This is a genomic window from Muricoccus vinaceus, assembly GCF_042433125.1.
Lineage (GTDB): Bacteria > Pseudomonadota > Alphaproteobacteria > Acetobacterales > Acetobacteraceae > Roseomonas > Roseomonas vinacea.
In genome coordinates, this window is the sequence record NZ_JBHLVZ010000083.1 from 49167 (window position 1) to 67362 (window position 18196).

Annotated in this window: 15 protein-coding genes; 8 read left to right on the top strand and 7 right to left on the bottom strand. The window is 73.3% G+C overall.

The genetic code is table 11. The features are described from left to right. Positions 1–124: 124 nt before the first annotated feature. The gene (gene purH / locus ACFFIC_RS22410) at positions 125–1699 is read left to right on the top strand and encodes a bifunctional phosphoribosylaminoimidazolecarboxamide formyltransferase/IMP cyclohydrolase (RefSeq protein WP_377054507.1); all 1575 of its coding nucleotides are present in this window, start codon (positions 125–127) and stop codon (positions 1697–1699) included. 256 nt (positions 1700–1955) lie between these two features. Here the strand turns inward: purH and rfaE1 are convergent, their stop codons facing one another. Continuing rightward, positions 1956–3419 carry a D-glycero-beta-D-manno-heptose-7-phosphate kinase gene (gene rfaE1, locus ACFFIC_RS22415; RefSeq protein ID WP_456306964.1) on the bottom strand — a complete coding sequence of 488 codons (1464 nt, stop codon included), beginning with the start codon at positions 3417–3419 and terminating at the stop codon, positions 1956–1958. Between the two features lie 97 nt (positions 3420–3516). Here rfaE1 and ACFFIC_RS22420 point away from each other — a divergent pair, with 97 nt between their 5' ends. Together ACFFIC_RS22420 and ACFFIC_RS22425 are read left to right on the top strand one after the other, a co-directional pair. Next, on the top strand, positions 3517–4356 hold the full coding sequence (locus ACFFIC_RS22420; RefSeq protein WP_377054511.1) for an alpha/beta fold hydrolase: 840 nt from the start codon (positions 3517–3519) through the stop codon (positions 4354–4356). A 123-nt stretch (positions 4357–4479) separates the two neighbouring features. Further along, a complete protein-coding gene (locus ACFFIC_RS22425) occupies positions 4480–5247 on the top strand; it encodes a DUF3891 family protein (RefSeq protein WP_377054513.1) in 768 nt (255 codons plus the stop codon). Between the two features lie 4 nt (positions 5248–5251). On the opposite strand, the gene ACFFIC_RS22430 is transcribed toward ACFFIC_RS22425, so the two are convergent. The 3 genes from ACFFIC_RS22430 to ACFFIC_RS22440 all read right to left on the bottom strand — a co-directional run bounded on the left by ACFFIC_RS22430 (position 5252) and on the right by ACFFIC_RS22440 (position 8365). Continuing rightward, entirely contained in the window at positions 5252–6751 is a 1500-nt protein-coding gene (locus tag ACFFIC_RS22430; RefSeq protein WP_377054515.1) for a tripartite tricarboxylate transporter permease, read from the bottom strand. Further along, positions 6751–7248, bottom strand: coding sequence for a tripartite tricarboxylate transporter TctB family protein (locus ACFFIC_RS22435; RefSeq protein ID WP_377054517.1), 498 nt, complete (start codon positions 7246–7248; stop codon positions 6751–6753). The genes ACFFIC_RS22430 and ACFFIC_RS22435 overlap by 1 nt, the downstream gene beginning before the upstream one ends. A 130-nt stretch (positions 7249–7378) precedes the next feature. Continuing rightward, a complete protein-coding gene (locus tag ACFFIC_RS22440) occupies positions 7379–8365 on the bottom strand; it encodes a Bug family tripartite tricarboxylate transporter substrate binding protein (RefSeq protein ID WP_377054519.1) in 987 nt (328 codons plus the stop codon). A 227-nt stretch (positions 8366–8592) separates the two neighbouring features. Between ACFFIC_RS22440 and ACFFIC_RS22445 the strand changes: the two genes are divergently transcribed. The 3 genes from ACFFIC_RS22445 to ACFFIC_RS22455 all read left to right on the top strand — a co-directional run bounded on the left by ACFFIC_RS22445 (position 8593) and on the right by ACFFIC_RS22455 (position 12408). After that, positions 8593–10119 (top strand): hypothetical protein, encoded by a 1527-nt coding sequence (locus ACFFIC_RS22445; RefSeq protein WP_377054521.1) that lies wholly within the window; start codon positions 8593–8595, stop codon positions 10117–10119. After that, positions 10116–10982, top strand: a complete 867-nt coding sequence (locus ACFFIC_RS22450) for a hypothetical protein (protein WP_377054523.1) — start codon at positions 10116–10118, stop codon at positions 10980–10982. Before ACFFIC_RS22445 ends, ACFFIC_RS22450 begins: the two co-directional genes overlap by 4 nt. 169 nt (positions 10983–11151) lie before the next feature. Then, positions 11152–12408, top strand: coding sequence for a sensor histidine kinase (locus tag ACFFIC_RS22455; protein ID WP_377054525.1), 1257 nt, complete (start codon positions 11152–11154; stop codon positions 12406–12408). Positions 12409–12553: 145 nt separating this feature from the next. Here the strand turns inward: ACFFIC_RS22455 and ACFFIC_RS22460 are convergent, their stop codons facing one another. After that, positions 12554–13834 (bottom strand): FAD-dependent oxidoreductase, encoded by a 1281-nt coding sequence (locus tag ACFFIC_RS22460; protein ID WP_377054527.1) that lies wholly within the window; start codon positions 13832–13834, stop codon positions 12554–12556. A gap of 98 nt (positions 13835–13932) precedes the next feature. Between ACFFIC_RS22460 and ACFFIC_RS22465 the strand changes: the two genes are divergently transcribed. Then, positions 13933–14913, top strand: coding sequence for a patatin-like phospholipase family protein (locus ACFFIC_RS22465; RefSeq protein WP_377054529.1), 981 nt, complete (start codon positions 13933–13935; stop codon positions 14911–14913). Positions 14914–14941: 28 nt separating this feature from the next. Here the strand turns inward: ACFFIC_RS22465 and ACFFIC_RS22470 are convergent, their stop codons facing one another. Beyond that, entirely contained in the window at positions 14942–16273 is a 1332-nt protein-coding gene (locus ACFFIC_RS22470) for an APC family permease (RefSeq protein WP_377054531.1), read from the bottom strand. A gap of 72 nt (positions 16274–16345) precedes the next feature. Next, positions 16346–17674: an FAD-dependent monooxygenase gene (locus tag ACFFIC_RS22475; protein WP_377054533.1), complete on the bottom strand. Its 1329-nt coding sequence runs from the start codon at positions 17672–17674 to the stop codon at positions 16346–16348. 143 nt (positions 17675–17817) lie between these two features. Between ACFFIC_RS22475 and ACFFIC_RS22480 the strand changes: the two genes are divergently transcribed. After that, positions 17818–18156 carry a P-II family nitrogen regulator gene (locus ACFFIC_RS22480; RefSeq protein ID WP_140883641.1) on the top strand — a complete coding sequence of 113 codons (339 nt, stop codon included), beginning with the start codon at positions 17818–17820 and terminating at the stop codon, positions 18154–18156. The last annotated feature ends 40 nt before the right edge of the window (positions 18157–18196 follow it).

An 18196-nucleotide genomic window follows, 5' to 3' on the forward strand; every position in this document is an offset into this window, starting at 1 on the left:
CCGCCGGACACAAGCGCGTTCCCCCATCGTTCCTCATTGCAAATCGAAACGCCGCAATCCCAAGCAGACCTGCCCCGCGCACGCGCCCTGGCGCCCCGCCCCGCCCCGCGCTATCCGGCCTGCCATGTCCACCCTCCCGATCCGCCGTGCCCTCCTTTCGGTTTCCGACAAGACCGGACTGGTGGAATTCGCCCGCACCCTCGCGGCCGGAGGGGCGGAAATCCTCTCCACCGGCGGCACCGCCAAGGCGCTGCGCGAGGCCGGCATCCCCGTGGTGGAGCTGTCCGACCACACCGGCTTCCCCGAGATCCTGGATGGCCGGGTGAAAACCCTGGTCCCCGGCGTCCATGGCGGCCTGCTGTTCCGCCGCGACCTGCCCGAGCACGTCGCCCAGGTGGAGAAGCACGGCATCGCCCCGATCGACCTGGTCTGCGTGAACCTTTATCCCTTCGAGGCCACCGTCGCCCGCGGCGCGAGCTACGAGGACTGCGTCGAGAACATCGACATCGGCGGCCCCGCCATGATCCGCAGCGCCGCCAAGAACCACGCCCACGTCGCCGTCCTGACCGAGCCCGAACAGCTCATCGAGGTCGCGCGCGAGATTGCCGAGACCGGCGGCACCTCCCTCGCCACCCGCAAGCGCCTCGCGGCCGCGGCCTATGCCCGCACCGCCGCCTACGACGCCGCCATCGCCCGCTGGTTCGCCGCCGAACTGGAGCAGGACTTCCCCCAGCGCCTTTCCGTGCCCGGGATGCTGAAGCAGACGCTCCGCTACGGCGAGAACCCGCACCAGCAGGCCGCCTTCTACCTGGACGGCACCCACCGCCCGGGCATCGCGACGGCCGACCAGGTGCAGGGCAAGGAACTCTCCTTCAACAACCTCAACGACACCGACGCCGCCTTCGAGGCCGTCGCCGAGTTCGATGAACCGGCCATCGTCATCGTCAAGCACGCCAACCCCTGCGGCGTGGCCACCGCCGCAGACCTCAACGCCGCCTGGGACGCGGCACTCCGCTGCGACCCCGTCTCCGCCTTCGGCGGCATCATCGCCGCCAACCGCCCGCTCGACGCCGAGGCCGCGCGCCGCATCACCTCGATCTTCACCGAGGTCGTCATCGCCCCCGACGCCGACGACGAGGCGCGCGCGGTCTTCGCCACCAAGAAGAACCTCCGCCTCCTCCTCACCCGCGGCCTGCCCGACCCCGCCGCCCCCGGCACCACCTTCCGCAGCGTCGGCGGCGGCTTCCTCGCCCAGTCCCGCGACGCCGGCCGCGTCGCCATGGCCGACCTCCGCGTGGTCACGAAGCGCCAGCCCACCGCCCAGGAGATGCTGGACCTCGTCTTCGCCTTCCGCGTCTGCAAGCACGTGAAGTCGAACGCCATCGTCTACGCCAAGGGCGGCGCCACCGTCGGCATCGGCGCGGGGCAGATGAGCCGCGTCGATTCCGCCCGCATCGCCGCCTGGAAAAGCGCCGAGGCCGCGAAGGCCGCGGGCCTCGACACCCCCCTCGCCCAGGGCTCGGTGGTCGCCTCCGACGCCTTCTTCCCCTTCGCCGACGGCCTCCAGGCCGCGGCCGCCGCCGGCGCCACCGCCGTCATCCAGCCCGGCGGCTCCATGCGCGACAACGAGGTGATCGCGGCGGCCGACGAAGCCGGGCTCGCCATGGTCATGACGGGCATGCGCCACTTCCGGCACTGAGACGGCCCCTGGAGAGGGCGCCCCCCTCCCCAGACCTCACCCGCCAAGGGCCTGATGCCCCTGGACCCCCATCTGGCTCGCGCAGATGGAGCGATCGCCGGCCCCAGCCGCCCGTCCTGCCTTGGCAGTCGCCTCGGGTCCAAGACCCGAGGCGCACCACCCGCCGAGCATTCCCAATCCGAAGAAAAAGATGATGGAGAGGGGTCCGGGGAGAGGAAGAATTCCTTCTTCCTCTCCCCGGAGTCACAAGCTCCCCCTACCCCGCCATGGCCCGGCTGCGCGCGATGATGTTCGTCGTGGACCGCCCCGGCACCAGCTCGATCAGCGCCACCCGCCCGCCGCGCGCCCGCACCACCTCGCCCCCCACCACCTGGTCCTCGGTGTAGTCCGCGCCCTTGAACAGCACGTCCGGCCCCAGCCGGGTGATGAGGTCCAGCGGCGTGTCCTCGGCGAAGCTCAGCACGAGGTCCACGGAACGAAGCGCCGCGATCACCGCCTGCCGGTCCTCCAGCGCGTTCACCGGCCGCCCCGGCCCCTTCAGGCGGCTCACGCTGTCATCCGTGTTCAGCGCCACCACCAGCCGGTCGCACTTGGCCCGCGCCGCCTGCAGCATCGTCACGTGGCCGCGGTGCAGGATGTCGAAGCAGCCATTGGTGAAGCCCACCTCCAGCCCGCGCCGGCGCCAGCCCTCCACCACCGCCATCGCCTGCCCGGCCGAGGCCGCGACCTTGCCCGCCACCTCCGCGTCCTCGCCCGCATCGGCCTCCACCGCCGCCGCCAGCTCCGCCTCGTCCAGCGTCGCCGTGCCGAGCTTGCCGACCACCACCCCCGCCGCCGCGTTCGCGATCCGCATCGCGCGCGGCAGCGCCTGCCCGGACGCCACCGCCAGCGCCACCACCGCGATCACCGTGTCCCCCGCGCCCGAGACGTCGAACACCTCCCGCGCATGGGCGGGCACCGAATGCACCCCGCCCCCGGCCTCCACCAGCAGCATCCCCTTCTCCGAGCGCGTGACCAGGATCGCCTCCGCCCCGGCCTCGCCGATCAGGGCATGCGCGGCCGCCGCCATCTCGGCATCCGTCTCCAGCGGCGCCTCGCCCAGCCGCGCGCGCGCCGCCGCGCGGAACTCCCGCAGGTTGGGCGTCAGCACCGTGGCCCCGCGGTAGAATCCGAAATCCTCCCGCTTGGGGTCCACCAGCACGGGCAGCCCCAGCCGCCGCGCCTCCGCGATGGCGTGCGCCACCACATCGGCCGAAAGCAGCCCCTTGGCGTAATCGGAAACCACCAAGGCCCGGCAGCCCGGCAGCATGGCCGAAACCCGCGCCCGCGCCGCCGCCGCGTCGGCCTCCGAAACCGGCGCCGTCACCTCCTCGTCCAGCCGCACCACGTGCTGGTGCCCGGCGATGATGCGCGTCTTGGCGATGGTCGGGCGCGTGGCGGAGCGCACATTGGCGTCCACCAGCCCCGGGCTGGCCGCGATCAGCGCCGCCACCTCCCGCCCCGCCGCATCCTCCCCCACCACGCCCACCAGCACCGCCTCCCCGCCGAGCGAGACGATGTTGCGGGCCACGTTCCCGGCGCCCCCCAGCATGGCCCGGCTGTCCACCATCCGCACCACCGGCACCGGCGCCTCGGGCGAGATGCGGTCGATCCGCCCGTACTGGAACCGGTCCAGCATCACGTCGCCCAGGCACAGGATCCGCTGCCCGCGAAAGTCGATCATCAGTCCCCTCCTCCGGCGCCCCGCCCCTCTAGCCGAGATCGCGCCCGCGCGGCAGGAGGTTCCCTTTCCCCGCCATTGCGCGGAGAACCCGCCCATGGACAGCTTCACCCCCAAGGGCCCGCCCGAAGGCCGCCTGGCCCACCTCGCCGCCACCGCCACCCGCGCCGAAACGCCCCTCGGCGCCGGCCGCATGGCCTGGCACGAATGGGGCGCCGGCCCGCCGCTCGTGCTGCTGCACGGCGGCGCCGGCTCCTGGCGCCACTGGGCGCGCAACATCGGCCCGCTCGCCGCCCGCCACCGCGTCCTCGCCCCCGACCTGCCGGGCCTCGGCGAATCCGACCTCCCCCCGCCCGAGGCCGACCTCTGGGGCATCGCCGCCCTGGTCGCGGCCGGCATCGCCGCCCGGCTGGGGCCGGGCACCCCCCACCGCCTGGCCGGCTTCTCCTTCGGCGCCATCATCGCCGGCCACGTCGCCGCCCGGCACGGGGAAGCCGTGACGCAGCTCACCCTGCTCGGCGCGGGCGGCCTCGGCCTGCCCCGCCAGCCCACCCCCCTGCTCTCCGTGCGCGACCGCCTGGGCGAGGACCGCACCGCCGCCCACCGCGAGAACCTGGCCCGCCTGATGATCGCCGACCCCGCCCGGATCGACGCCGAGGCCCTGGCCATCCAGGCCTGGAACAGCGACCACGCCCGCTTCCCCAGCCGCCGCGTCACCACCCCCACCAGCCTGCGCGACGCCCTGGGGGAGGTCCGCCCCCCCCTTTCCGTCATCTACGGGGAGCGCGACGCCATCACCCTGCCCGACCTCGCCTCCCGCATCGCCTTCTTCCAGGCCAGGGGAGCCGAAACCCTGGTGGTGCCCGGCGCCGGCCACTGGGTGGCCTTCGAGGCGCCCGACCCGGTGAACGCGGCGCTTCTCGGCGAGGGGAACTAGCCCCAGCCGGGAAGGCGCCGGGCGGCGCATGCCGCCCCGCCTGCCTGGCCCCGCCGCCGGGCGCCCGAACCCCGCGAATCCGGATCCGCCGTGTCCCGCACCCTTCCCGCGCGTTGACGCCGCATGATCCTGCGCAGCCCGGAGGACGGCACCCGCCTCCTCATCCCCCAGCCCTCCCACGCCTTCCTGTCGGGCCAGATGATGGCCGCATGGGGCGCCCCCGGCTTCGCGCGGCCGGACCCGGCGCCCGAGGTGATCCTCGCCGCAGGGCAGCACGACATCGCCTGGCTGTCCTGGGAAACCGCACCGACACTGAATCCGGAGACGGGCCTGCCCCACGGCTTCACCGATCTCGGCGCGGCGGTCCATGCCCCCATGTGGGCGCGGGGCGTGGAGCTGGCCCGCGCCGCCTACGGCCTCTGGCCCGCCCTGCTCATCTCCCTGCACGGCACGCGGGTCTACACGGAATACATGGACCCGGAGAGCGAGCCGCCGGCCGACCACGCGGCGATCGACCGCAACACCGCCAAGGAGGACGCGCTCCAGGCGGACTGGATCGCCAGGCTCGGCGCGGCACCCGATCAGGTGGAGCGGAACTCCGCCCTCGTCGCCGTGACCGACGCCCTCTCCCTCGCCCTCTGCTTCGCCGACCCGTCCAAGGCCGGGGAGGCCCCGATGGAGGATGGCAGCACCCGCAAGATGACCCTGGTCCGGCAGGGCACGTCCCGCTGGTCGCTGGACCCGTGGCCCTTTCGCGACAGCACGCTGGCGCTGCGCTGCGAGGCCATCCGCCTTCCCGCGGGAACCCGCTGGACCGACGAGGAGGCAATGCGCCGCGACCTGCGCGACGCCACCTGGAGCACCCTGGCCGAAACCCTGGTCCCGGCCTGACGGATCAGGCCACCGCCGGCCGCCGGAACGCCCCCCACAACCGCGGCCCCACCAGGGCCACCGCCGCCAGCGCCAGGATGGAGGCCGAGATCGGCCGCGTCAGAAAGGTCGTCCAGTCGCCCTGGCTGATGGTCAGCGCCTGCCGCAGCGCCTGCTCCGCCATGGGCCCCAGGATCATGCCGATCACCACCGGCGCCGTCGGGAAGTCGAAGCGCCGCATGAACATGGCGACGATCCCGATGCCGTAGAGCAGCACGAGGTCCGTCACCGAATTGCTGATCCCGTAGGTGCCGATCGTCGCGAACACCAGGATGCCCGCGTAGAGCTGCGGCGTTGGGATCTTCAGGATGCGCGCCCAGAGCCCCACCAGCGGCAGGTTCAGCACCACCAGCATGACGTTGGCGATGTAGAGGGAGGCGATCAGCGTCCACACCAGCACCGGCTGCTGCGTGAACAGCATCGGCCCCGGCTGGATGCCATAGGACTGAAAGGCCGAGAGCATGATCGCCGCCGTGGCCGAGGTCGGCAGCCCCAGCGTCAGCATCGGCACGAGGATGCCGGCCGCCGCCGCGTTGTTCGCCGCCTCCGGCCCCGCCACGCCCTCGATCGCGCCGGTGGTCCCGAATTCGTGCCGGAACTCCGGCTTCACCATCTTCTGCTCGGCGTAATAGCTCAGCATGGTCGGCATCTCCGTGCCGCCCGCCGGCAGCACGCCAAAGGGAAAGCCGAGAAGGGACCCGCGCAGCCAGGGCCCGATGGAACGCCGCCAGTCGGAGCGGCTCATCCACAGCCGGCCGACCTCGCGCACCTCCTGCCCGCCCTCCACGTGCCGCCAGGCCAGGTGCAGCGTCTCGCCCACCGCGAACAAGGCCACCGCCACCAGCACCACGTTCACCCCGTCCAGAAGCTCGGGGATGCCGAAGGTCAGGCGCGGCTGCCCGGTCTGCAGGTCGATGCCCACCAGCCCCAGCATCAGCCCGAAGCCCAGCGAGGTGAGCCCGCGCAGCGCCGAGCCGCCCAGCACGGCCGAAACGGTCACGAAGCACAGCAGCATCAGCGAGAAATACTCCGCCGGCCCCAGCTTCAGCGCCAGATCCACCACGATCGGGCCGATAAAGGAGATGCCGAGCGTCCCCACCGTTCCCGCCACGAAGGAACCCACGGCGGCGGTCACCAGCGCCGGCCCCGCGCGCCCGTTCCGCGCCATCTTCGCGCCCTCCAGCGCGGTGATGATGGAACCCGATTCCCCCGGCGTGTTCAGCAGGATCGAGGTGGTCGATCCCCCATACATCGCGCCATAGAACACGCCGCAGAACAGGATGAAGGCCCCCGTCGCCTCCACCTTGAAGGTCACGGGCAGCAGCAGCGCGATGGTCAGCGCCGGCCCGATGCCCGGCAGCACCCCGATCGCCGTGCCGAGGAAACAGCCGAGCAGCGCCCAGCCCAGGTTGATGGGCGTCAGCGCATTGGCGAAGCCCATGGCGAGGCCGGCGACGGAGTCCATCAGATGATCCCCTCCAGCACGCCCGCGCCGATGTTCACGCCCAGCAGGCGCGAAAAGGCCAGATAGGCCCCCAGCGTCACCACGATCCCGATGAAAAGGTCCCGCAGCGGCCGGCGCGACCCGAAGGCCGCGCAGACCAGCACGTACTGGATCGTCGCCGCGATCACGAAGCCCAGCCAGTCGATCAGCGCGAGCTGCACGATCAGCCCCGCGCCCAGCAGCCCGATGGCCCGCCAGTTCGTCGGCGGCGCGGCCATCGCCTCCTCCAGCCCGTGGCTCCATCCGCCGCGCGCGGCCGAAACCGAGAGCCCGATGCCCAGCCCCACCAGGATCACGCCCACCAGATAGGGGATCGCCTTGGCCCCCACCTGCGCGTAGAGCGGCGATTCCGGTATGGCCCAGGCGGCATAAAGCGTGGCGAGGCCGAGCAGCACGACGAAAAGCCCGACGCCGAGATCGGCGCGCGGCGTGCCCTCATGAATGGGTGGCTGGTTCATGGACGTCCCGTTCCCTGGTCCCGCCCGGGCGGGAACCGCCGGCGTCATGGCATGGCGGCCAGGGGAGCGGAAGCGCCGGGGGCGTGAAGCCTTCTCCACACGCCCCGGCGGTCGGACCAGCCCCGCGCGGTCAGAGCAGCCCGATATCCTTCAGCACCGCGGCCGTGGATTCGATGTCGCGCTTGAGGAACTCCTCGAAGGCCGCGCCATCCAGGAAGGCGTCCTCCCAGCCGCGCGTTTCCAGAAGCTGCTTCCAGGCGGGCAGCGCGCGCAGGTCGGCCATGAAGCGCCCGTGATTGGCCCGCGCCTCCGCGCTCACGCCCGGGGGCGCGAAAACCCCGCGCCAGTTGCCCACGACGATGTCGATCCCGCTTTCCTTCAGCGTCGGCACGTTGGGATCGATCCGCGTCTCGCCGCTGGTGGCCAGCGCCCGCATCCGCCCGGCCTTGATCTGCTCGGCGAACTCCGAATAACCGGAAATGCCGGCCTTCACCTGCCCGCCCAGGATCGCCGCCTGGGCCGGCCCGCCGCCCGCGAAGGCGACATAGGACGCCTCCCGCGCGTTGCGCCCCACCGACTTGATCAGCATCCCCAGCAGGATGTGGTCGATCCCCCCCGCCGATCCGCCACCCACGGCCACCGCGCCCGGCGCCGCCTTCAGCGCGTCCATCAGCCCCTTGATGTCGCGGATCTCGGAACTCGCCGGCACCACGATGGCCGAGGTCTCGTCCGTCAGCCGGGCGATCGGCGTCACGTCCCTGATGGTCACCGGGCTCTTGTTGGTCAGCGTCGCGCCCACCATCACCGCGCCCGCCACCATCAGCGCGTCCGGCCGGCCGCGGCGCTGCGCCACGAAGCGCGGCAGCCCCACCGCGCCGCCCGCGCCGCCCACGTTCTCGAACTGCATGGAGCCGACCAGCCCGGCCGGGCGCGCCACCTGCTCGATCGCCCGCCCCAGCCCGTCCCAGCCGCCGCCCGGCGCCGCCGGAATGAACAGGTTCAGGGCGGAATAGCGCTGCGTGCCCTGCGCCCCGGCGGCGGAGCCGAGAAGCGGCAGGGCCACGCCCGCGCCCATCGCGGCCAGCGCGTGGCGGCGGCTGATCAGGTGGCTGTTCATGCGCTCGGTCCTCCCGGGGGTAGTGCGCGCCCATCCTAGGCCCGCCGCGCGGGAAGATGAATTCGCACCCCCCATCAAAGATCGCGGCGGCTTGAACCGACCCCGGGTTCCCACCGGCAGACAGCCCTCAACTGTGTCTTTTGCGCAATTGCGCCGTGGCTTTCAGGCGACGATCCTGCGTCGCACCATGCCGGGCGGACCGGTGCGGGACGGATCGGAAACTCTGAATGCGTGGAATCCTCCCCGGTCGCCGGCCGGGGTTCCGTGCGGGTATCGTTGCCCCGACACCGCCGCGCGGCGGGCTTCGCGCCCGGCTGGGCGCCCTGGTGCTGGCCGCATCGGCCCTGCTGGCGGCAGAGGCTCCCGCCCTGGCCCAGGGCGCGAGCCGGGCGGCGGAGCGCGAGGCGCTGCTCCTGAACGAGACCGGCGTCCCGGTTCGCGAACTCTACCTCTTCCCCTCCGCCGCGACGGATCCCGGCCCCGACCGGCTGGCCAGCGACCCCCTCCCCCCCGGCGGCAACCTCCGCCTCCGCCTGCCCCGCACCGCCGGCTGCGCCTGGACGCTCCGTGCCGTGCTCGGCGACGACAGGCAGGAGGAACGGCGCATCGACCTCTGCCGCACCACCCGCATCCCCGTCGGCGACCCCTCCGCCCCGCTGCGCGAGGTGCTGCTGAACAACGACACCGATCTCGACCTGCGGGAGGTCTATGTCGGCCTGCCCGGCTCCCCCCGCGGCCCCGACCGCCTGACGGAGGCGGTGCCCGCCGGCCGCGTCCAGCGCATCCGCCTCGGCCGCCGGCGGGACTGCGTCTTCGACATCACGGCCGTCCTGGCCGACGGCACGGAGGTCGCGCGCCCGCGCACCGACATCTGCCGCAACAGCCGCGTCACCCTGGCCGATCCCAGCCTTCCCTGGCGGGAGATGACGGTCGCCAACCGCTCCGGCCGCGCGCTGCAGGCGCTGCACGCCGTGCCCGGCGGCACCTCCCCCGGCCTCGGCGCGGAGGACGGCTGGGGCGTGAACCGCATGGGCAGCGAATCCGCCCCCGACGGCAGCGCCTTCCGCCTGCGCATCCGCCTTCCCGGCTGCGAGGTGGACCTGCGCGCCACCTACGAGGACGGCGCGGCGGAAGCGAAGCGCAGCATCGACCTCTGCCGCTCTCCCGCCGTCGCCTTCGACGGCAGCGGCATCCCCCGCCCGCCGGAGCGCAGCGTCACCTTCGTCAACCGCCACGGCGCGCGCATCGACGAAATCTACGTCTCCTCCTCCTCGGAGGGAGACTGGGGCCCCGAGCGCCTGCCGGGCGGCCTCGGCCGCGGCGAGCGCCAGACCCTGTCCCTTCCCGTGGACTGCACCGCCGACCTGCGCGTGGTCTTTCCCGGCGGCGGCGCCGAGGAGCGGCGGGAGGTGAACATCTGCCAGGTGCCCCTGGTCGCCGTCCGCCCCGGCTGGACCATCGCCGGGCGCCTGGACGCCGGCGAGGACGACGAGGACGGCCCCCGCCCCGGCAGCATCCGCCTGCGCAACACCGCCACCCTGCCCATCGTCGAGCTCTACATCGACCCCCCCGGCGCCCCCCGCGGCCCGGACCGCCTGGGCGCCACCGTGCTCGGCCGCAACGAGACGCTGGACGTCACCCCGCCGGACGGCGCCGGCTGCACCGCCCGCCTTTCCGCCATCTTCCGCGACGGCCAGGACGCGGTGCGCGACCCGATCGACCTTTGCGCCGGCATCGAGGTGCCCCTGCCATGACCCGCCTCCCCACCCTCCTCGCCCTGGCCCTCCTCCTGCCGCCGGCCGCCCGGGCCCAGGCGCCCGCCACGGCACCGGCATCGCAGATGGCCCCCGTGCCCGAGCGGCTGCGCGGCGCCTGGTTCTCCGGCGAATGCGCCGACCCCAGCGCCATGCTCGCCCTGTCCGCCCGCGCCGCCGCCCGCGTGCCCGCCGACGCCGCCGGCCGCCTGCTGCGCTTCGTCGAAGCGCGGGAAGCGGCCGGCTGGACCCTGGCCACCGCCCGCGGGGCCGAGGCGCCCCGCCTGCTGTTCCGTCCGGCGGGCGATGCCCTGGAAACCGCCGAGCCCGCCAACAAGACCCGCGACGACCGCCTGCCGGGCGATGCCCCCGTCACCACCTGGCGCCGCTGCCCCGCCACCCCGCTCGCCTTCGCCTCGCAGGGCGAGGGCCTCGCCTTCCTCGGCGCGGTGGAGGTGCTGGAAGCCGCCTGCGGCCCGGGCATCGGCAGCGTGCCCGACTGCGCCGCCGCCATCATCCGCGCGGGCGACGTCTCGGGCGACAACCTCCTCGGCACCGCCGAGCTCGCCCGCCTGTTCCGCGGCGCCGCCTGGCTGCTGTCCCTGCAATCCGAGGCCGGGCCGGAGCTGTCGGGCCTGGTTGGCGGCGCCGGCGCCCTGGGCGGCCTCGCCGCCGCGCGCCTCACGCTGGAAAGCCTGGACTACGACGGCGACAACCGCCTTTCCGCCCGCGAGCTCGCCCAGGACCGCGCGGTGCTGGCCACCGGCGGCGACGCCAGGGGCCGCCCCCTGGCGCTGGAACGCCTCTCGGAAGGCCTCGCCCTGATGCGCGGCGTGGTGGAAGGCCTGCTCGGCACGGAGTGAGGCACCACCCGCCCCGGGGCATGTGACGAACTCGGCCCTCCATTGTGGACGGGAGAGAACAGGGTCCCGGTCCAGGCCGCCGGGTTCGGCCCTCGGCGAACGCCACCCGTGCCTGGCGCAATCCGGCGGCACGAGCTCGGTGAGACGCCCCTGGAGATGGGCAGGCGCCATGCCCGCACCGCTTAGCGGGGGGACAGCCCGGGCCGGACAGGCCGGGCCGACTCAACAACAAAACGCATTCGATGCATGCTTCCGTTGGATAGCTGAACGGGCACGCATGCCAGAACACGACCAGATGGTGAAACGTCAGAAAGTGCTGGCGGATTTTGGCGACTTCGCCCTCCAAAGCGGAGATCTCGAGGAAATCCTGCAGCGGGCCTGCGAGCTCATCGGCGAGGCACTGGGAACGGATCTCGCCAAGATCCTGGAAGTCGATTCCGAAAGGCAGGAGTTGCTCGTGAGAGCCGGAATCGGCTGGTCCCCGGGCATCGTCGGCCGGAAGCGCCTGCCGATGAGCGAGCTGTCGTCTGAAACCTACTCGATCGCGAAGGGCAAGCCCGTCGTCACGCGGGACATCAGCAAGGAGGATTGCTTCGAATTCCCGGACTTCCTGAAGGAACATGGCGCCATTGCCATTGTGAACGTGCCGATCTTCCTGCCCGGCAAGGAGAAGAAGGCTTATGGCCTGCTGCAGGTGGACAGCCGCGAGCCCCGCGATTTCGGGGAGGAGGACCAGGAATTCCTCAGGACCTACGCGACCATCCTCGGGCCGGTGATCGACCGCCTGCACAAGGTCCACGACCTGCAGGCCGCGCTCGACGCGAACCGCCACCTGCTGAAGGAGCTTCAGCACCGCATCAAGAACCACATCGGCACCATCCACAGCCTCGTGGGAATACGGCGCCGGGCGGTGAGATCGGAGGAGGCACGCGATGAGCTGATGGCCATCGGCGAGCGGATCGAGACCCTGCGCCTGGTGCACGAGCAGCTTTATGCCGCGGAAACGGCCGACCACCTCCGGGTCGAGCCTTACATGACCCGCCTTGCCGAGGGCCTGTGCCACATGCACGGGGAACAGTCCGGCCCCGTGCGGCTGGACATCTCCATCGCGGACGTCGAGATCACGCCGGACGCCGCGGTGCCGCTCGGGCTCATCCTGAACGAGTTCGTCACCAACAGCCTCAAACACGCCTTCGACGGACAAGGGGGGGTGATCGCCATCGGCATCGAACCGCAGGCGGAGAGCCGCATCCGGGTGCGCCTTTCCGACAACGGCAAGGGACTGCCCACCGATCCCCGCCCCGCGGCACCCGGCTCCGGCACGGGCATGAAGCTCATCGAAGGCCTGGGCCGTCAGCTCGGCGCCGAGCCGGTGTGGTCCTCCACGGGTGGCACGGCGCTCTGCTTGGAATTCGTGCCTCACTGAGGCAACAGGCGTGGCGCGCTTCCATCCGGGCTGTCCCGCCGTTGATCGTCGGCGCGACCTGTCCAGCCGTCGAAGTCCGGCTTCCAGGCGGTTGGGCCCTTGCTCCCTGCTGGGGCACAGCCACGGGTCAGGTCCGTCGCACGCCCTAGAGAATGGCCCCCTGCGCCAGCAGCGCCGCCCGCACCGCCCCCGCCGCGGGCGCGGCGTCACCCGAAGCCTGCAAGGCCGCCGCCACCCCCGCCGCCTGCCCCGTGGCGAAGCCCGTGCCCATCACCCGCACCGATCCATAGGCCGCGGCATCCGCCCCGATCACCCGCCCCCCGGCCCAGAGATTCCCCACCCCCACCGGCCGCAGCGCATCCAGCGGCACGTCGAAGAACCCCTCCCCCCCGATGGGCGTGAAGCTCGGCCGCCCCGCCTCCGCATGCACCTCCATCGGCCAGGCCGCCCGCGCGATGCCCGCGCCGTCCCGCCGCCCGGCCAGCGCATCCGCCTCCGTCACCGCCCGCCGCACCGCGAAGCGCCGCGTCTCGCGCACCCCGAACTGCGGCCCGGTGGAAAGGATCCGCGCCCCCTCGCAGCCCGGCGCCTCCCGCAGCGCCGCGAGGCACACCCAGGCCATGCGCCGCCCCTCCACCTCCGCAGCCGTCAGCGAGGCATGGCCCAGCCCGTCGGTCGGCAGGTCGATGCACATCCACCAGGCCTCGCCCGGCGCCTCCATCGCCATGAACACCCCGCCATCCTCCCGCACCCGCGGGGCATCGTTCCGCCCGCCCGACAGCATGGCATTCGCCCGCGCGGCGATCGCCGCCAGCGCCGCCGGCCCCGGCAGGGCCTCGCGCGGCACCCCGGCCAGCCGCATCGGCAGGGAAGCCGCGTTGCCCGGCCCGTCCCGCGCGGTGTCCACGGCCATCGCCGCCCCGGCCAGCGCCCCCAGCACCGCCTCCCCGCTCGCATCCACGAAGGCCGCGGCCCGCACCGCCGTCGCCCCCGCATGGTCCGTCAGCACCGCGCCCCCGATCGCGCCGCCCCCAGCCTCCACCCCCGTCACCCGCGCGTGCAGCGCCAGCACCAGCCCCGGCACGCCCGAAACCATGGCATCCAGCGCCCGCTTCAGCGCCTCCGGCTCGAAGGTGACGATCCAGTTCCCGCTTTTCGACCGCCGCGGCGAAGGGTCGAAGCCCAGCGCCGCCAGCCCGGCCAGCACCTCCGCCCCCACGCCGCCCACCGCCGCGCGCGCCACCTCCCCCTGCTGGAACAGCCCGCAATAGGACAGCACGTTGGCGTTGGTCGCGGCGCCGCCCAGGAAGCCGTAGCGCTCCGCCAGCACCACCCGCGCCCCCATCCGCGCGGCGCCGAGCGCGGCCGCCACCCCCGCCGCCCCGCCGCCGGCCACCAGCACGTCACAGGAAAGGGTCCGGTTCATCCGCCCAGTCTCGGCCGCCCGCCCGCCGGACGCCAGCGCCGGTGGACAAACACGGCGCCGCCCCCGATGGAGGCGGGATGCGCGCCGGAGGGGCGAAGATGTCGCAAGCGGCGCCGGGCGCCACGGGAAGGATCGGCCTCGCGCTCGGCAGCGGCTCGGCGCGCGGCCTCGCCCATATCGGCGTCCTCCGGGCGCTGGAGGAGCGCGGCATCGCCGCCGAGGTGGTCGCCGGCACCAGCATGGGCGCCCTGATCGGCGCGGTTCACGCCGCCGGCAAGCTGGACGGCCTCGCCACCACCTTCCAGTCCTTCGACTGGCGCCGCACCGCCTCCTTTCTCGACATCGTCCTGCCCAAGTCCGGCCTGCTCGACGGCGCCAGGATCAGCGCCCTCGTGCGCGACCACGTGGCCTCCGCCAGCATCGCCGGGCTTCCCCGCCCCTTCGCCGCGGTCGCGACGGACATCGCCAGCGGCGAGGAGGTGGTGATCCGCGACGGGGACGTGATCGAGGCGGTGCGCGCCAGCATCTCCGTGCCCGGCATCTTCACGCCGGTCCGCCGCAACGGCCGCGTCCTGGTGGATGGCGGGCTGGTGAACCCCATCCCCGTGACCGCCGCGCGCGCCCTCGGCGCCGGCTTCGTCATCGCGGTGGACCTCAACCACGACATCGTCGCCGGCAAGAACCTCAAGCCCCTTCTGGCCCGGGAGCGCCCGGCGGAGGCGCCGCACCGCACGCCCTGGGGGCAGGGCTTCCGCCAGGCCCTGCAGGACCTCACCGCCCGCCTGCGGGCCGAGGACCTGCCCGCCGCGGCCCAGGTCGCCACCTGGTCCGAGCCGGAGGAGCCCGTGCCCAACATCTTCGAGGTGCTGCTTTCCTCCATCAACATCATGGAAAGCCGCATCGCCGCCGTCCGCCTCGCGCTGGACCGGCCGGACATCGTGATCCAGCCGCCCCTCGGCCACATCCGCTTCCTCGACTTCGACCGCGCCGAGGAAATCATCGAAATCGGCTACCGCACCGCCGCCCGGACGCTGGCGGACACCCCCGCTCTGCGGCCGGCGGGCGGCTCCACGGCCTGAAAGCCACTTCCCCCCGCGCCAGGCGGCCTCAGGCCCCACGGGCCAGGGCGCGCGGCCGCAGCAGGAAAAACAACCCGAGGATCACCAGCAGGATCACCCCCGCCAAGGCCGGCGCCCGCCAGTCCCCGGTGGCGACGCGGTTCCCCAGCAGCACCAGGCACACCACCGCCCCGGCCGCCGGCACGAAGGAGGGCACCTCGAAGCCGCCGCGCGGCTCCCCCGCCCGGCGCTGCAGCACCAGGAGCGCGCCGTTCACCACCGTGAACACCGCCAGCAGCAGCAGAACCGTGGCCGAGGCGAGCTGCCCAATGTCGCCCGCCAGCACCAGCGCCACCAGCACCACGAACAGCACGCCGATCGCCACGTGCGGCGTGCGCGTGCCCGGATGAACCCGCCCCAGCGCCTCCGGCAGCAGCCCGTCCCGCGCCATGCCGAAGGCCAGGCGCGAGGCCGTGACGTAGTTCAGCAGCGCGGTGTTCGCCACCGCGAACACGGTGATCGCCACATAGCCCCAGCCCGGGAACCAGGGCGCCGCCACCGCCGTCACCGCCGCCAGCGGCGAGGGCGCCGTCGCCAGCTCCCCGAAGGGCACCACCGAAACCGCCGTCACCGCGACGGCCATGTAGAGCACGGTCGCGGCCAGCATGGCGCCGACGATGCCGAAGGGCACGGTGCGCGCGGCGTCCTTGCACTCCTCGGCCACGTTCAGGCTGTCCTCGAAGCCGATAAAGGCGAAAAAGGTCAGGATCGCGCCGGACAGCAGCAGCGAGGCGCTGATCCCCTCCGGCGAGGGCGTGACCAGCAGGTCCACCCCGCCCCAGTAGGGGATGCCCACCACGATGATGAACACGAGGCCGCAGAACTCCACCAGCGTGCACAGCACGTTCACGGCCATGCTTTCCCGGATGCCGCGGAACACCACCCCCGCCACCAGCAGCAGGAAGCCCAGCGCCACCACCACCGGCGGCGCCCCCAGCGGGAACAGCGACAGGAGGTTCGCCGCCACCACCCGGGACTGCGTGGCCACCGAGGTCAGCCCCGAGGCCATGACCGCCAGCCCCACCATCCAGCTCAGCAGCCGCATGCCGTAGGCGCGCTGCGTCACATAGGCGGCCCCGCCCGCCCGGGGATAGCGGGAGCCGATCGAGGCATAGCTCAGCCCCGTCAGCAGCGCCGCCACCATGGCCACCGCGAAGCCGAGCCACACCGCGTTGCCGAGATCCCCCGCGGCCCGCCCCACCAGCCCGTAGATGCCGGCGCCCAGCATGCCGCCGAGCGTGTAGGCGAAAAGCTGGAACCGCCCGATGCTCCGGTGCAGCTCCGGCTGGCGCGCCGCCGCCGCGTCCTGGGTTGCCGCCATGGTGCCGGACCTTTCCAAGCGATGGCGCAGCCTTCCCGCGCCGCGCCGGCTTGTCCAGCGCGGCCGCCCTCGTCACGCCACCGGCATGATCCCCCGCCCGCCCAGCAGCCCCGAGGCCACGCCGCCCGAGAAGCCCATGGCCCGCCGCGCGAAGAAACCCTTCAGCGCCGGGATCCGGTCCACCGCCGCGATCCCCAGCCGCCGCGCGATCCGCACGGGCGCGATGTCGTTGCCGAACAGCCGCTCCAGCGCGTGGGTGGCGCCCAGCATCAGGATCGCGTCCGGCCGCCGCGCCGCCTGGTAATCGGCCAGCAGCGCCGGCGACCCCACATCCTCCCCGGCCGCCTTCGCCAGGATGATCCGCTCGGCCAGCGCCGCCACGTCGCGCAGCCCCACGTTCAGCCCCTGCCCGGCGATCGGGTGGATGCCGTGCGCCGCATCCCCCACCAGCGCCAGCCGCGTGTCCGTGAAGCGCATCGCCTGCAGGGCCGAGAGCGGATAGGCCCAGCGCCCGCCCACCAGCCTGACGCGCCCGAGATGGTCGCCCATCCGCCGGGTCACCTCGCGCGCGAAGGCCTCCGGCCCCATCGCCATGAAGTGCGGCACGAGGCTGCTCCGCTCCGACCACACGATGGCCGAGGCATGGGCAAACCCCTCCCGCGCCGCCACCGACCGCTCCCCCTCGCCCTCCAGGGGCGCGTCGGGCAGCGGAAGCTGCGCGAAGGGCCCGTTGGGCAGGAAGGCCTCCAGCGCCGTGCCGCGGTGCGGCCGCTCATGCGCGATGGCGCACACGATGCCGGACTGCCGGTAGTCCAGCCGCGCCGCCCCGATGCCCGCCGCCGCCCGCAGCGCGCTGCGCCGCCCCTCCGCGGAAACCGCCAGCCGCGCCCGCACCAGGCGCCCGCCCTCCAGATGCGCCACCACGCCCGAGGCCTCCCGCTCCACCCGCGCCGTCATGGGCGCCAGCAGGTGCAGGTTCGGCAGCGCCGCCAGCCGGGCGTTCAGCGCAACGCGCAGCGAGCGCGCCTCCACCATCCAGCCGAAGGCCTCCTCCCCCATCTCCCCGGCGTCGAAGTGCAGGTGCAGGGCCGAGGCCCGCTCCCCCGGCCGCCCGTCGCTCACCCGGATGCCCGTGATCGCGCAGGAAGGCGCCGGCAGCAGGTCCCACAGCCCCGCGGCATCCAGCAGGTTGCGGCTGCTGGCCGCCACCGCATAGGCGCGCCCGTCGAAGGCCGGCAGCTCCATCGGCGCCAGCGCCTGGGCATCCACCACCGCCACCGCCACCCCGGCGGTCGCCAGCGCGGTGGCCAGCGTGCCCCCGACCGGCCCGGCCCCGATCACCAGCACGTCCACCTCGAGGTCGGGCAGAACCGGGGAAGCGGGAGGAGCAAAGCTTGTCATGGGTATTCCTGCTTCACGAACCGGTGTCATGCCCAACATTTAGGCATGGTTGGGCGCGGCGGCACCCCCCCGGGGGCCCGCCGGCGTGGCACGCAACTCGCATCGCCCCCCCTGTTCTAGCGGAGGAAGGGGGCCGCGATACGATGAAGTTGGTGATGGCGATCATCAAGCCGTTCAAGCTGGACGAGGTGCGCGAGGCGCTCACCCCGCTCGGCGTGCAGGGGCTGACCGTGACCGAGGTGAAGGGCTTCGGCCGGCAGAAGGGCCAGACCGAGATCTACCGCGGCGCGGAATACCAGGTCTCCTTCCTTCCCAAGCTCAAGATCGAGGTGGCCGTGCCGGCCGAGCTGGCCGACGCCGTGGTGGAGGCGATCGCCACCACCGCGCGCACCGGCAAGATCGGCGACGGCAAGGTCTTCGTCATGGACCTGGAGCGGGCGCTGCGCATCCGCACGGGCGAGACCGACGAAGGCGCCCTGTGAGCGCGATGCAGGCGAACACGATGCAACCCAAGGAAACGAC